Annotated in this window: 13 protein-coding genes and 1 tRNA gene; 4 read left to right on the forward strand and 10 right to left on the reverse strand. The window is 71.9% G+C overall.

Annotation, left to right across the window (positions count from 1 at the left end):
- The first annotated feature begins 95 nt into the window (after nt 1-95).
- Nucleotides 96-1,097 (forward strand): glycoside hydrolase family 43 protein, encoded by a 1,002-nt coding sequence (locus OG595_RS05185; protein WP_329282657.1) that lies wholly within the window; start codon nt 96-98, stop codon nt 1,095-1,097.
- A gap of 74 nt (nt 1,098-1,171) precedes the next feature.
- On the opposite strand, the gene OG595_RS05190 is transcribed toward OG595_RS05185, so the two are convergent.
- Nucleotides 1,172-1,245, reverse strand: a tRNA-Pro gene (locus OG595_RS05190).
- A gap of 239 nt (nt 1,246-1,484) precedes the next feature.
- Here OG595_RS05190 and OG595_RS05195 point away from each other — a divergent pair.
- Nucleotides 1,485-2,135, forward strand: a complete 651-nt coding sequence (locus OG595_RS05195) for a transketolase (protein WP_329282659.1) — start codon at nt 1,485-1,487, stop codon at nt 2,133-2,135.
- Nucleotides 2,136-2,219: 84 nt separating this feature from the next.
- Nucleotides 2,220-3,116 carry a transketolase family protein gene (locus OG595_RS05200; RefSeq protein ID WP_329268281.1) on the forward strand — a complete coding sequence of 299 codons (897 nt, stop codon included), beginning with the start codon at nt 2,220-2,222 and terminating at the stop codon, nt 3,114-3,116.
- A gap of 15 nt (nt 3,117-3,131) precedes the next feature.
- Here the strand turns inward: OG595_RS05200 and OG595_RS05205 are convergent, their stop codons facing one another.
- From OG595_RS05205 to tdh, 4 genes are all read right to left on the reverse strand, one after another.
- Complete coding sequence (locus OG595_RS05205) at nt 3,132-3,491, reverse strand: MmcQ/YjbR family DNA-binding protein (RefSeq protein WP_329268282.1); 360 nt, start codon at nt 3,489-3,491, stop codon at nt 3,132-3,134.
- A gap of 81 nt (nt 3,492-3,572) precedes the next feature.
- Nucleotides 3,573-4,475: a LysR family transcriptional regulator gene (locus tag OG595_RS05210; RefSeq protein WP_329268283.1), complete on the reverse strand. Its 903-nt coding sequence runs from the start codon at nt 4,473-4,475 to the stop codon at nt 3,573-3,575.
- 78 nt (nt 4,476-4,553) lie between these two features.
- Complete coding sequence (locus OG595_RS05215; RefSeq protein WP_329268284.1) at nt 4,554-5,753, reverse strand: glycine C-acetyltransferase; 1,200 nt, start codon at nt 5,751-5,753, stop codon at nt 4,554-4,556.
- A 28-nt stretch (nt 5,754-5,781) separates the two neighbouring features.
- Entirely contained in the window at nt 5,782-6,810 is a 1,029-nt protein-coding gene (gene tdh, locus OG595_RS05220; RefSeq protein WP_329268285.1) for an L-threonine 3-dehydrogenase, read from the reverse strand.
- 350 nt (nt 6,811-7,160) lie between these two features.
- On the opposite strand from tdh, the gene OG595_RS05225 reads away from it, so the two are divergent.
- Entirely contained in the window at nt 7,161-9,047 is a 1,887-nt protein-coding gene (locus OG595_RS05225; protein ID WP_329268287.1) for a DUF2264 domain-containing protein, read from the forward strand.
- 40 nt (nt 9,048-9,087) lie between these two features.
- Here the strand turns inward: OG595_RS05225 and OG595_RS05230 are convergent, their stop codons facing one another.
- From OG595_RS05230 to OG595_RS05250, 5 genes are all read right to left on the reverse strand, one after another.
- The gene (locus OG595_RS05230; protein WP_329268289.1) at nt 9,088-9,669 is read right to left on the reverse strand and encodes a GAF domain-containing protein; all 582 of its coding nucleotides are present in this window, start codon (nt 9,667-9,669) and stop codon (nt 9,088-9,090) included.
- A complete protein-coding gene (locus OG595_RS05235) occupies nt 9,666-10,274 on the reverse strand; it encodes a GTP-binding protein (protein WP_329268291.1) in 609 nt (202 codons plus the stop codon). Before OG595_RS05235 ends, OG595_RS05230 begins: the two co-directional genes overlap by 4 nt.
- Entirely contained in the window at nt 10,252-10,623 is a 372-nt protein-coding gene (locus OG595_RS05240; RefSeq protein ID WP_164313415.1) for a DUF742 domain-containing protein, read from the reverse strand. Before OG595_RS05240 ends, OG595_RS05235 begins: the two co-directional genes overlap by 23 nt.
- Nucleotides 10,624-10,625: 2 nt before the next feature.
- Entirely contained in the window at nt 10,626-11,060 is a 435-nt protein-coding gene (locus OG595_RS05245; RefSeq protein ID WP_189145958.1) for a roadblock/LC7 domain-containing protein, read from the reverse strand.
- 77 nt (nt 11,061-11,137) lie between these two features.
- On the reverse strand, nt 11,138-13,282 hold the full coding sequence (locus tag OG595_RS05250) for a sensor histidine kinase (protein WP_329268295.1): 2,145 nt from the start codon (nt 13,280-13,282) through the stop codon (nt 11,138-11,140).
- Between the last annotated feature and the right edge of the window lie 647 nt (nt 13,283-13,929).

The following is a 13,929-nucleotide window of genomic DNA, read 5'->3' on the forward strand; positions in this document are numbered from 1 at the left end:
CGGGACGGGGCGGACGCGAACGCGAGTGCGAACCCGGGCCGGACGGGCGCGTCTATCCTTCGACCGTGGCTGACACCGACACCGACACCGAGCTGATGCGGCTTCCCGACATGCCGCTGCACGATCCGTTCGTCGTCGCCGACGAGAAGACCCGCACCTACTACCTCTACACGTCCAACGACCCGTCCGTATCGGGCGTGGACGGCACCGGCACGATGGTCTACCGCAGTCACGACCTGCGCGACTGGACGCGTCCGGTCGTGGTCTTCCTCACCGCCGGGCAGAAGGAGCTGTGGGCGACCGACGGCGGCTGGGCCCCCGAGGTGCACGAATGGGACGGCAGGTACTACCTGTTCACCACGCTGCACAACGAGGACAGGCCGCTTCCGGTGCCGCCGCCCAACCAGTGGGGTACACCGTTCCAGATCCCGGCCTACATGCGCGGCACGATCACCGCCGTCTCCTCCTCACTGCTGGGCCCGTTCACCGTCGTCGACCCCGCACGCCCCACCCCGCCCCCGAACCTCATGACCCTCGACGGCACGCTCCACGTCGACCCGGCCGGCCGGCCGTGGATGGTGTACGCGCACGAGTGGCTGCAGACCATCGACGGAACCATGGAAGCGATCCGGCTGGCCCCGGACCTGTCCCGGACGATCGGGGATCCGGTCCTCCTGTTCAAGGCCTCGGACGCGCCCTGGCTCACCGAGGAGATCCCCGCCGGGCTGCCGAGCCAGCTCCCGCCCTACATCACCGACGGCCCTCAGCTCCACCGCACCCCCGACGGGTCGCTGCTGATGCTGTGGTCGACGTACGAGAAGAACGTCGTCGGCCGGGACGGGGCCGTCAGCGGCGGTTACGTACAGACGTACGCCACCTCGGAGTCGGGCGACGTCACCGGTCCGTGGCGGCAGCACCGGCCGCTGGTCCGCGACGACAGCGGTCACGGCATGCTCTTCCACACGTTCGACGGCCGGCTGATGATGGTTCTCCACCGCCCCTTCGAGAACGCGCGGGGCAAGCTGTACGAGATGGAGTTCGCCGGCGACGAGCTGCGGGTGCTCCGCCAGCGCGCCGACCTCGACGGCGGCGGCTGACGCCGCTGCGCGGAAACGCCGGAGGCCGCTCTCCCATTGCTGGAAAAGCGGCCTCCGGCCTCCGACTTCTCACGTCGGGACGACAGGATTTGAACCTGCGACCCCTTGACCCCCAGTCAAGTGCGCTACCAAGCTGCGCCACGTCCCGATGCTGTCTGACCTGGTGTTTCCCCTGGCCGAACACGCATGGAAACAATACCGCACTCGGGTCGATGGTCGCGCACCCCTTTATTCGGACTCCGGCCCCTTGACCTCAAGCTTGGTTGAGGTCGCACGATCGTCCTCATGACAGCCACAACCACGCACGTCGACACGTCCGAGACACGCGACACCCACGCCACGCACGACACCCACCACCGGCACGAGTACGCCGAGCTGGCCGGACTCATGGGGCTGATGACCGGCGCCGAGAAGCACGGGCCCGCGGCGACCTCCACGCTGGACGTGCTCTGGGTGCTCTACGACCGGGTCCTGCGGGTCGGCCCGGACCGGACGGCCGACCCCGAACGTGACCGGTTCCTGCTGTCCAAGGGGCACGGGCCCATGGCGTACTACGCGGTACTGGCCGCCAGGGGCTTCCTGCCCGTGGACTGGCTGCCGGGCTTCGGCTCGTACGACTCGCCGCTGGGCCACCACCCCGACCGGGTGCTGGTGCCGGGGGTCGAGATCGGCAGCGGCTCGCTGGGGCACGGGCTGCCGATCGCCGTGGGTTCGGCGCTGGGGCTGCGCGCCCAGGGACTCGACGGACCCGCGGTGTGGGTGCTGATCGGCGACGCCGAACTGGACGAGGGCAGCAACCACGAGGCGATCGCCTTCGCCGGTCCCGCCGGCCTCGAACGCCTGCACACCGTCGTCGTCGACAACTCGTCCGCCAGCCACGCCCGGCCCGGTGGCATCGCCGCCCGCTTCGAGGCCGCGGGCTGGTCCACGACGACGGTCGACGGCCGGGACCACGAAGCCCTGTACGCCGCCTTCACCACTCCCCACCCAGGCCGCCCGCACGTGGTCGTGGCGCGGGTCGAACCGAAGTCCGGCTGATCCCGGCACGTCCGGCCCGTCCGACCCGTCCCAGTCTCCCGTCGCACCTACCCGTCCCACCCGTCCGAAGGGATCCACTCCGCCATGGACACCATGCGCGACCGCTTCGCCCCCGTCCTGACCAGGCTGCTCGACGAGGATCCACGCGTCGCCGTCGTCCTCGCCGAGATCGGCGTGGACGCGTTCACCCGGGCACAGGCCCGGCATCCCGACCGGGTGATCAACGTGGGCATCCGTGAGCAACTCCTCGTCGGCGCGGGCGCCGGCCTGGCCCTCACCGGGATGCGCCCCGTCCTGCACACCTTCGCGAGCTTCCTCGTGGAGCGCCCTTTCGAGCAGGTCAAGCTCGACCTCGGCCACCAGGACGTCGGCGCCGTACTCGTGAGCGCCGCCGCCTCCTTCGACTGGCCGGCGGGCGGCCACACGCACATGGCACCCGGTGACGTGGCCCTCCTCGACACCCTGGACGGCTGGACCGTCCATGTACCGGGACATCCCGACGAGGCCGAGACGCTGCTGCGGCACGCGGTCGCCGCGGGCGACGACAGGGTGTACGTACGGCTGTCGACGCAGTCCAACGCGGAAGGGCTCGCGGTCGACGGCGAACGGTTCCGCACCGTCCGCGAGGGCCGTTCCGGTGTCGTGATCGCCGTCGGGCCGATGCTCGACGCGGTGCTCGCCGCCACGGAGGGGCTGGACGTCACCGTCCTGTACGCGACGACCGTACGGCCCTTCGACACGGGCGCCCTGCGCCGGGCCACGGAGACGGCGGGCACCGATGTCGTCCTCGTCGAGCCGTACCTCGCCGGCACGTCCACAGCCGTCGTGAACGACGCGCTCTGCGGGGTGCCCCACCGGGTGCTGGGCCTCGGCGTGGGCCGCCGCGAACTGCGCCGCTACGGAGACGTCGACGAGCACGTGGCCGCGCACGGACTCGACGCGCGCACGCTCCGGGAGCGGATCCGGGGGTTCGTGGCCTGAGCTCGCCGCCCGGACTCAGCCGGCGTCCGGTGCGCCCAACTCCGGGTAGGCGTCCAGCAGCCGGGTCGGGGCCGCCTGGCGCCAGGAGTCGGCGAGGATGTCACGCAGTTCGCCGTCGTCCTCCAGCGCGGCCAGGCGCACTCTGACCCAGGCGAAACCCGCCTCGTGGTCGGCGATCCAGAACTTCTCGGGCTCGGCCAGGACCAGTTCGTCGCGCTCCTCCTTCGGGCAGCGCACGGCGATGGAGGTCTCGTCCTCGGGGAGCGTGGCGAACATCTTGCCCGCGACCCGGAACGTGGGCATGCTCCAGGCGATCTTCTCCGTCGTGTCCGGCAGGGAGAGGGAGATACGGCGTACGTCTTCGGCTTCCGGCATGCAACGCACCGTAGCCAATGCCACTGACAATCACCCGCGGTCGTCCGCCAGGGGCCCGCTCCTCCGGGCCGGGAGCCACGCCTACGTCCGCGCGGCGGTGCCGAGCGCCTCCAGCACCGGGCGGATCAGCGGGTGTTCCTCCGCTCCCCGGCGTACGGCCGCGAAGACCCTCCGGGTGGGCGCCGTCCCGTCGACCGGCCGCACGACCACTCCCGTCAGCTCCATGCCGCGCAGCGCCGAACGCGGTACGAGGGCCACACCGGCGTCGGCCGAGGCAAGGGCCACGACCGCACGGAAGTCGTCGGAGGAGTGTTCGAGGCGGGGCCGGAAACCGGCGTTCTCGCAGGCCAGGACGACCACCTCGTGGCAGGGGTTGCCGGGGTAGGGCCCGATCCACGCGTCCTTGGCCAGTTCGGCGAGCGGCACCTCGTGGGCGTCGGCGAGCCGGTGGGTGACCGGGACGACCGCGTCGAAGGGCTCGGCGTAGAGGGGGACGTGGGTGAGGCGCGGGTCGTCCGCGGGCGGCGCTCCCCGGTACTCGACGGCCACCGCGACGTCGACCTGCCGGTCGAGCACCATCGGCAGGCTGGCGTCACCCTCGGCGTCCTGGACGCGGACCCGGATACCGGGGGCGGTCCCGGCGAGGCGGGCCAGGGCCGGGGCGACGACCAGGGCGATGCCGGTCGCGAAGGCGGCGACGGTGACCGTGCCTGCGGCGCCCGAGTCGTACGCGGCCAACTCGGCCTCCGCGCGCTCCAGTTGGGCAAGGACCATGTTGGTGTGGGCGAGCAGGATCTCGCCGGCCGGGGTCAGCCGTACGCCCTTGGCGCCGCGCTCGACGAGCCGGTGGCCGGTCTCCTGCTCCAGGGCCGTGAGCTGCTGGGAGACGGCCGAGGGGGTGAGGTACAGCGCGGCGGCAGCCGCTGTCACCGTCCGGTGGTCGGCCACCGCCCGCAGGATGTGGAGCCGCCGCGCTTCGATCATGCGATCGATTATCCAGTAATGTCCGGGACGGCGTGCGCGCGACGGCACGCCGGCAACGGTCCGCCGGGAACGGTCCGGTCAGCCCTCCAGCTCCGCCCGGGCCGCGACGAAGGCGTCGACCGCACGGTTCACGTCCTCGGTGGAGTGCGCCGCCGACAGTTGGACGCGGATCCGGGCCTTCCCCTGCGGCACGACCGGGTACGAGAAGCCGATCACGTACACGCCGCGCTCCAGCAGCAGCTCCGCCAGCCGGCCGGCCTTCGTGGCGTCACCGATCATCACGGGTGCGATGGCGTGGTCGCCGGGGAGGATGTCGAAGCCCTCCTCGGTCATCCGGCGGCGGAACAGGGCGGTGTTCCCGGCGAGCCGCGTCCGCAGCTCGTCCGCCGACTCCAGCAGGTCGAGCACCTTCAGCGAGGCGGCGGCGATCACCGGGGCAAGCGTGTTCGAGAACAGGTACGGCCGGGAGCGCTGCCGCAGGAGCGCGACGATCTCGGCGCGCGCGGCCACATAGCCCCCGGACGCACCGCCCAGCGCCTTGCCCAGCGTGCCGGTGACGATGTCCACGCGGTCCATGACGCCGTGCAGTTCGGGGGTACCCCGGCCACCGGGGCCGACGAACCCGACGGCGTGCGAGTCGTCGACCATGACCATGGCGCCGTGGCGGTCGGCGAGGTCGCAGATCTCGCGCAGCGGGGCCACGTAGCCGTCCATGGAGAACACGCCGTCGGTGACGATCAGCTTCCGGCGCGCGCCGCCCTCCGCGGCCTCCTTCAGCTGCCGCTCCAGGTCGGCCATGTCACGGTTGGCGTACCGGAACCGGCGGGCCTTTGACAGGCGGATGCCGTCGATGATCGAGGCGTGGTTGAGGGCGTCGGAGATCACCGCGTCCTCGGCGTCGAGGAGGGTCTCGAAGACGCCGCCGTTGGCGTCGAAGCAGGAGGAGTAGAGGATCGTGTCCTCCTGCCCGAGGAACGCCGACAGGCGGGCCTCCAGTTCCTTGTGCACCTCCTGCGTACCGCAGATGAACCGCACGGAGGCCATGCCGTAGCCCCAGCGGTCGAGGGCCTCGTGGGCGGCGGCGACGACCTCGGGGTGGTCGGCGAGGCCGAGGTAGTTGTTGGCGCAGAAGTTGAGCACCTCGCCGGGACGCCCGCCCGAGGTGACGGCGACGGTCGCGGACTGCGGGCTGCCGATGACGCGCTCGGGCTTGTGCAGACCGGCGGCACGGATCTCGTCGAGAGTGGCGCGCAGGTCGTCGCGCACGGAGTCGAACATGACAGAAGCTCCTGAGGATATGAGGGAGTTACGTGGTCCAGTCGAGGATGACCTTGCCGCCCCGGCCGCTCGCCGCGTCCGCGAACGCGGCCTCGTGGTCGCGGTGGTCGTAGCGGCCGGTGATGACCGGCGAGAGGTCGAGGCCGCCCTCCAGCAGCACCGACATCGCGTACCAGGTCTCGAACATCTCTCGACCGTAGATCCCCTTGATGGTGATCATCGAGGTGACGATCCGGGACCAGTCGACCGCGAACTCCTCGGCCGGCAGACCGAGCACGGCGATGCGTCCGCCGTGCGTCATGTTGGCGATCATGTCCCGCATCGCCTCCGGGCGACCGGACATCTCCAGCCCGATGTCGAAGCCCTCGCGGAGTCCGAGGGCGCGCTGGCCGTCGGCGACGGTCGCGCCGGAGACGTTCAGCGCCAGGCTCGCGCCGATCTTGCGGGCCAGTTCGAGCCGTTCCTCGCTGACGTCGGTGACGACCACGTTCCGTGCCCCCGCGTGCCGGGCCACCGCCGCCGCCATCAGCCCGATCGGGCCGGCCCCCGTGATCAGGACGTCCTCGCCCACCAGCGGGAACGACAGGGCGGTGTGCACGGCGTTGCCGAACGGGTCGAAGATGGCCGCGACGTCGAGGTCGACGGGCACGCGGTGCACCCACACGTTGGCGGCGGGCAACGCCACGTACTCGGCGAAGGCGCCGTCCCGCCCGACACCGAGCCCCACCGTGGCCCGGCACAGGTGGCGGCGCCCGGCGAGGCAGTTGCGGCACCGGCCGCACACGAGGTGCCCCTCGCCGCTGACCCGGTCGCCGACACCGATGTCGGTGACATCGCGTCCGGTCCGGACGACCTCGCCGACGAACTCGTGCCCGACCACCAGTGGCGTCCGGATCGCCTGCCGCGCCCAGCCGTCCCAGGCACGGATGTGCAGGTCGGTGCCGCAGATCCCGGTTCTGAGCACCTTGATCAGCACGTCACCGGGGCCCGTCACCGGTTCCGGTACGTCCGCGAGCCACAGCCCGGGTTCCGCCTTCTTCTTGACCAGCGCCTTCAACGCAACGCTCCTGTGGGTAAGACCCCGGGGCAGGGCACGCCGAAGGAGCCCGTGGCGGGGAGAATGGTGACGTCGACGGCAGGACCGACGAGAACGCGGACCCGAGAACGCGAGTCGAAATCTGCCGTACGGCGGCTCCCAGGTCCATCGAGGTTTTCTTAAGCGCCGCCGCAGCTCTCCTTCACGCCGGGTGGCGACTGGCATATCCCTATTGGCCGGAAGAACGACAGCCGCGGCACCCCTGTTGATCCGACCGGAACGATCAGCCGTATCCCTTCTGAGAACCGCGCGACCCGACAACGGAACCGACAGCCGCGCCCCGCGGGGCCGTAAGGAGCCAGGAACCCGTCATGCCCGCACCGCACTTGGCGCTTCCGCCCAACGACCGGGTCCTGTCCCTGTTCACCGGCTGGACCCGGGCGCACTGGGAGGCGCTCGCAGACCGGCAGTTGGCCGCGCTGGTCCCCTACGCGACGCCGGGTCTCGCGCAGTACCGGCTGCCGGGCCGAAACTCCTCGGCGGGCGTGGTGTCGGACGGCCTCGAAGGTTTCGCGCGGTCGTTTCTGCTGGCCTCCTTCCGGATCGCGGGAGCCGCGGGCGATGTGGATCAACGTCTCGTGGAACGCTACGCGCAGGGTCTGACAACGGGCACGGACCGGGACAGCGGTGAGGCCTGGCCCGAACTCACCGACTGTTCCCAGCCGATGACCGAAGCCGCCTCGATCGCGATCGGGCTGCACGAGACCCGCCCGTGGATCTGGGACCGGCTCGACGTGGACGTGCAGGAGCGGATCGTCGACTGGCTGTGGGGCTTCGTGGGCCGCCGGACCCGGGACGACAGCGGACGGCTGTGCCAGGTGGTCGCCGAGCAGTTCCTGGCCTCCGTCGGGGCGCCGCACCGCCAGGAGGACATCGACGGCGGTCTCGACCGGATCGACGACTGGTATGTCGGCGGCGGCTGGTACAGCGACGGCGACGGCCGCGTTTTCGACTACCACGTCGGGTGGGCACTGCACCTCTATCCCCTGCTGTGGTGCCGGATGACGGGCGGCGAGGACGGCGGTCGCGGCCGGGTCCACCGGCGCCGGCTGGCCCAGTTCCTCGCCTCCTACCCGCACTTCTTCGGGGCGGACGGGGCCCCCGTCCACCAGGGCCGCTCCCTGACGTACCGTTTCGCCGCGACCGCTCCCGTCTGGCTGGGCGCGCTGGCCGAGTGCACCCCGCTGGCGCCCGGGCTGACCCGGCGGCTGGCCTCGGGCGCGGTGGCGCACTTCGTGGAGCGCGGGGTGCCCGACGAGCGCGGGCTGCTGCCGCTGGGCTGGTACGGCACGTTCCTGCCGGCGACCCAGGCGTACTCGGGGCCCGGATCGCCGTACTGGTCGAGCACGGCCTTCCTGGGGCTGCTGCTGCCCCCGGAGCACGCGGTGTGGACCGCCCGCGAACGCCCGCTGCCCGTCGAGGAGTCGGACCATTACACGGCGTTGCCCGGACCGGGCTGGCTGCTGCACGGCACCCGGCACGACGGCATCGTGCGTCTCGTCAACCACGGCAGCGACCACAACCCGACGGAGGGACCCGCCGAAGACGACCCGCACTACGCGAAGTTCGGCTACTCGACGGCGACGGCCCCGGAGACGGGCGCGGGCGCCTGGGAGCGGAACGTGGACGGTCACCTGGCTCTCCTCGCCCCCGACGGTACGGCGTCGCGCCGGCGCGGAATCCTTCCGCTGCACTGCTCGGGGCGGGTCGCCGCCTCCCGGTACGAGGCCGAACTCCCGGGCGTGGAGGGGGAGTTCCGGGTCGAGTCGACGAGCGTGCTGCACGGCTCCTGGGAGATCCGCGTACATCGGGTCCAGGCACCGGCCGAGGCGGCGGTCCGGGAGGGCGGCTACGCGGTGGCCGACACCGCCCTGCCGGAGGCCGAGCGGGGTGACGGCTGGGCCCTGACCCGTACCGGTTCGGGTCTGACCAGCGTGGTCGTCGCGCTGCACGGCTGGGACGAGGCGACGGGCGTGGCCCGCGAGGTCGACGCGAACGCCTTCGGCCCGCACTCGGCGACGCCGTATCTCCAGCGCGCGGCCGAGTCCCCGGGCGCGAGCAGGCTGTTCGTGACCCTGGTCGCGCTGACCCGGGACGCGGTGCATCCGCAGGCCCTGCGCGAGGCCGTGTCGTGCGCGGTGACGGAGGAGGGCCGCGCACTGGTCATGTTCCCGGACGGCGAGACGGTCTCCGTGTGACCGTCCCCGTATGTCGCCCTCCGTACGGCGGAGCCGCCCCTCAGAGAGGGGCCTCACCCGGCGCGAGGTGCCCGACGAGTTCCGCAGCCATCGCCTTGATGGTCTCCAGCCCGGCCCTCCCCCAGGGGCGCGGCTCGAAGGCGGCGACGCACACCGTGCCCAGCGCCATGCCCGCGCTGTCGATGAGCGGCGCGCCCAGATAGGAACGGATGCCGAACTCGTCGACGACCGGGTTGCCCGCGAACCGCGGATAGTCGCGGACGTCCTCCAGGACGAGCGCCTTGCGCCGGACCACCACATGCGGGCAGAACCCGTGGTCGCGCGGCAGCCGGCGGCCCACACGCGGCTTCGCCTCGCCCGGGTCGCCGCCCGCCTCCCGGCCGGTGCCGGCATCGGCCGGGACATGCAGCCCGGCGAAGAACTGCCGCTCCGCACCGACGAAGTTGACCATCGCGTAGGGCGCGCCGACCATTTCGGCGAGGCGGTCCGCGAAGGCGTCGAGGGCGGGCTCGGGCCGTTCCCCGAAGCCCAGTCCGCGCAGCCGCCGGGTGCGGGCCGGGGCCTCGTCGTCCTCCGGCGTCAGCAGCAGACGGCCGGCCGGGCGGGGCGGGTCGTAGCTCATGGGCGGGCTCCCTCACTGTGGGCACTGGGTGCGGGCGCGGGCGCGTGGGCGAGCAGATGCCGCACGAGGGTGAGCAGGGTCTGCACCCCGGAACTGGAGATCCGGGCGTCGCAGCGCACGATCGGGATGTCGGGGTCGAGGTCGATGGCGGCGCGCACCTCCTCGGGGTCGTAGCGGTACGAGCCGTCGAACTCGTTGATCGCGACGATGAAGCCGAGGCCGCGCTGTTCGAAGAAGTCGACGGCCGCGAAGCAGTCCTCCAGGCGCCGGGTGTCGGCGAGGATCACCGCGCCGAGGGCGCCCTCGGAGAGCTCGTCCCACATGAACCAGAACCTCTCCTGTCCGGGCGTGCCGAACAGGTAGAGGACGTGTTCCGGATCCAGGGTGATGCGGCCGAAGTCCATCGCCACGGTGGTCTCGACCTTGTTCTCGATGCCTTCGAGACTGTCGGTCGAGGCGCTCACCGTGGTGAGCAGTTCCTCCGTGCTGAGCGGCGCGATCTCGCTCACCGCGCCGACGAGGGTCGTCTTGCCGACTCCGAACCCTCCCGCCACCAGGATCTTCAATGCGGTGGGGAAGGGATCAGAGCTGTCGTCGTAGTCCATCGAGCACTGCCTCCAGAAGAGACCGGTCAGTGGGTTTGTGGTAGAACTCGGGCGGTTTCGTCGTGAGTGCCCCGCAGTCGACGAGGTCGGACAGCAGCACCTTGGTGACCGCCGCCGGCAGTTTCAGCTGGGCGGACACCTCGGCTACCGAGACGGGTTCCCGGCACAGGTCGAGCGCCTGTGCGTGCTCGGGGCCGAGGTAGCCGAGGGGGGTGGCTCCGGTGGCCATCACCTGGGACATGAGGTCGAGGGCGGTGGTCGGCCGGGTCCGGCCGTTGCTGACGGTGTAGGGGCGCACGAGCCGTCCGGCCGCGTCGTCGAGCCACGGCCCGTCGCCGGCCGCCGTCACGCTCAAGGCCTCATCGCCGTAGGTTCGACGGCGGACTGCCGGGGGGCGGTCATCAGGTACGGGCGGACGCTCTTGACCAGCATCGCCATCTCGTAGCCGAGGACCGCGGCATCGGCCTCGCGGCCGGCCAGCACGGCGAGACAGGTGCCGGAGCCGGCGGTGGTGACGAACAGCAGGGTCGAGTCGAGCTCGACGACGACCTGCCGCACCTCACCGCCGTCCCCGAACCGGACGCCCGCGCTGCGTCCCAGGGAGTAGAGACCGGAGGCCAGGGCGGCCATGTGGTCGGCGCTGTCCGGGTCGAGTCCGTGCACGGACTTGACGAGTCCGTCGCAGGACAGGAGTACCGCGCTCGTGGTGTGCGGTACGCGCTGGACGAGACCGCTCATCAGCCAGTCGAGATCGGATACATGGCCGGTCGGCACATCGCTCGCCATGGTGGATCGACTCCTTGGGGTACGAAGCTCTGCGGGAGCGCTGGAGGTGGGGGCGGGGGTGGTGCTGCGGGGGGTGGTCATCCGGCCGGTGCGCTCCCGTCGTGCCGGGCAGTGAGGTCCAGGTCGTGTCCGGGCGCGCGCAGCCGATGCGCCTCGGATATGGGGGACGTGTCCGTGGTCGGTACGTCCCTGGGGTCCACGGAGGACACGGCGACATCGGTACGGCCCGCTCCGTCGCCCGGCGCGGGGACGGAGAACGGATCCGGGTGTACGGCCTCCGGCACGGCCGGATACGTGGACTGCGCGTACGTCGGTTCCGCGATTCCCGGTTGCCCGGGTGCCGGTTGCCCGGTCGGCGCCTGAGAGCGCGCCGACCCCCCGTACTCGGCCTCGTACGCCCTCTCCATCGCCGCCACGGCCGGGTCCGTGTAGTCCGACTCCAGTTGGCGTGCCTCGGCGAGCCCGATGCCGCGCTGGAAGGCCGCCATGAGTCCGGGGTCGTGCTCGACGTGCTCGCTCTCCGGGCGGGGCGCCGCCGGGCCGCCGCGCAGTTGGGGCGCGATGTGCTCCTGGGCGCGGCGGCGGGGCAGTTGGGGCTTGCCCATGGTGCCGCGCACGGCGCTGTTGCGGGGGGTGGGCGGGGTGGCCACGTTCTCCGCGACGGTCCGCCGGTCGTCGGGGCGGACGCCCGGCATCGCCTCCGCGGGGTTGGGCCGCTCCGCCCGGGCCCCGCGTACGGGCAGCGGGGCCGGGCCACGGCCGTTCGGCACCGGTTCGGTGGGCCCGGGTGCCTCCGGTCGGCGGCGCGCCGAGCCGCCGGGCTGTGTGCCGGGGCCGGGCATCGGGTCCGCCGGGTGCCGTCCCTGGTGGCCGGCGGCCGACGGCCGCTGGCGGGGCGGCTCGGCCACCCTCCGCATGCTCCCGGTCTCCTGGATCCGGGGCTGGGCGGTGTCCTGGGGCCGAGCCGTCACCGGGGGCCTGGACTGGGCTACGCCCACGACTCCGCCCGCTGCCGTGTCGGTGCCCAGCAGTCCCTGCGGTACGACGAGTACGGCCTGGACACCGCCGTAGATGTTGCTCTGGAGGCGGACGTGGATGCCGTGCCGGCGGGCCAGCTGGGAGACCACGAAGAGACCGATGCGGCCGTCCTGGAGGAGGCTGGCGACGTTGACCTGGTCGGGGTCGGTGAGCAGCGTGTTCATCTTGTGCTGTTCGTCCACGGGCATGCCGAGGCCGCGGTCCTCGACCTCGATGGCGAGCCCCGAGGTCACGAGGTTGGCGCGCAGCAGCACCTGGGTGTGGGGGGCGGAGAACACGGTGGCGTTCTCGACGAGTTCGGCGAGCAGGTGGATGACGTCGGCGACGGCGTGTCCGCGCAGGGTGCCGTCGATCGGGGGCACGAGTTTGACCCGTGAGTACTGCTCGACCTCCGCGATGGCCGAGCGGAGCACCTCCGTCATGGAGACCGGGTTGCTCCACTGCCGGCGCGAGACGGCGCCGCCGAGGACGGCGAGGTTCTCCGCGTGCCGGCGGATGCGGGTGGCCAGGTGGTCGACGTGGAAGAGGCCCTTGAGGAGGTCGGGGTCCTCGATCTCGTGTTCCAGCTCGTCGAGGATGGAGATCTCGCGGTGCACGAGCGACTGGAGGCGCCGGGCGAGGTTGACGAAGACCTCGACCTTCTGTTCGCTGCCCGCCTGGCTGGAGAGCTGCGAGGCCTGGACGACAGCGACGACGGCACTGTCATGGGCTCGCGCGAGGTCCGCGCCGAGAAGTTCGAAGTCGTCGGCGTCGGCAGCGGGTGCGCCCCGCGTCTTGCGGGCGGGCGGTGGATCGCCGCGCCGCAGTCCCTCGACGAGGGCGCGCAGCTCCACCTCACCGCGGGCGCTGGTGCGGCGCAGGGCTCCGAGGCGTTCGTGCACGGATCTGGCGGTCCGGTCGGCGGCCACCAGGGCGATGACGACACCTCCGAGTGCCACGGCGATCGCCCCGGTGAGTACGGCGAACAGGGTGAGCGTGGGGCGCACCCCGGTGTCGCGGACGATGAACAGGACGGCCGCGCAGGCGCTGAGGGCGACCGCGAGGGGCGGCAGCACGGCGAGCCGCATGAGCTGGGGCCGTATCTGGGTCTCGGGCAGTGAGGGGACAGTACGCGCGACCGGCCGACCGTGCCGACCGCCCTCACGGCGGTCTGCGCGGGGGGCCGGTGCTCGGAGGTGAGACATCTTCGTCCTCGTACTGGTGCGTCGGGACCTGCGGATCGCGCGTCTGCGCGAGCCGGGCGTGCGCCATCGCAGCGCCGGTCGAGAGCCGAAGAAATCGGCCCTGTGTTGCCCGGCGGCCACTCACAGTAGTCGGCAACGCATCACGTGCGGTGGGCAGTTGACAAACTCCCCCGCACGGGGTCCCGCTCTGGTATGACACCTCGCACGGCAGACCGATAAGCCCTTCGGACGTACGTTCCCTCACGCCGTCGAATCGATCAGAGCTGGTCGGAACCGGTCACATGCAGTCGGCGAGGGCCGGGGAGCCCCTGCTCACCGGCCCTCGCCGTTCGTACGGCAGTCCGCCCGTCGTCCGTTTTCACCCGTCGCCGTCAGCCCGCGGAGACCGCCCTGGGCTCTCCGCTGCCGTCGGCGGTTCCACCCTGAATGTCACCGGCCGTGTCGATCCGGGGGGCATCCGCATCAGCCGTACGAGTGATATCGGCCGTCCGAGGGGCACCGGCGGCCCCGGCTGCCGCGCGATCCGCGCGTCCGCCCTGGAGGCGTCCTGGGGAGGTCGGGCCGGGACGCGAACGGGTCCGTGCCGGACAGCCCTGACACATGCACCATCTGCGGCATCAGCCGACGCCGCAGGGCCTCCCCTGACG

Origin of the sequence: Streptomyces sp. NBC_01451, assembly GCF_036227485.1 — a bacterium.
Classification (GTDB): Bacteria; Actinomycetota; Actinomycetes; order Streptomycetales; family Streptomycetaceae; genus Streptomyces.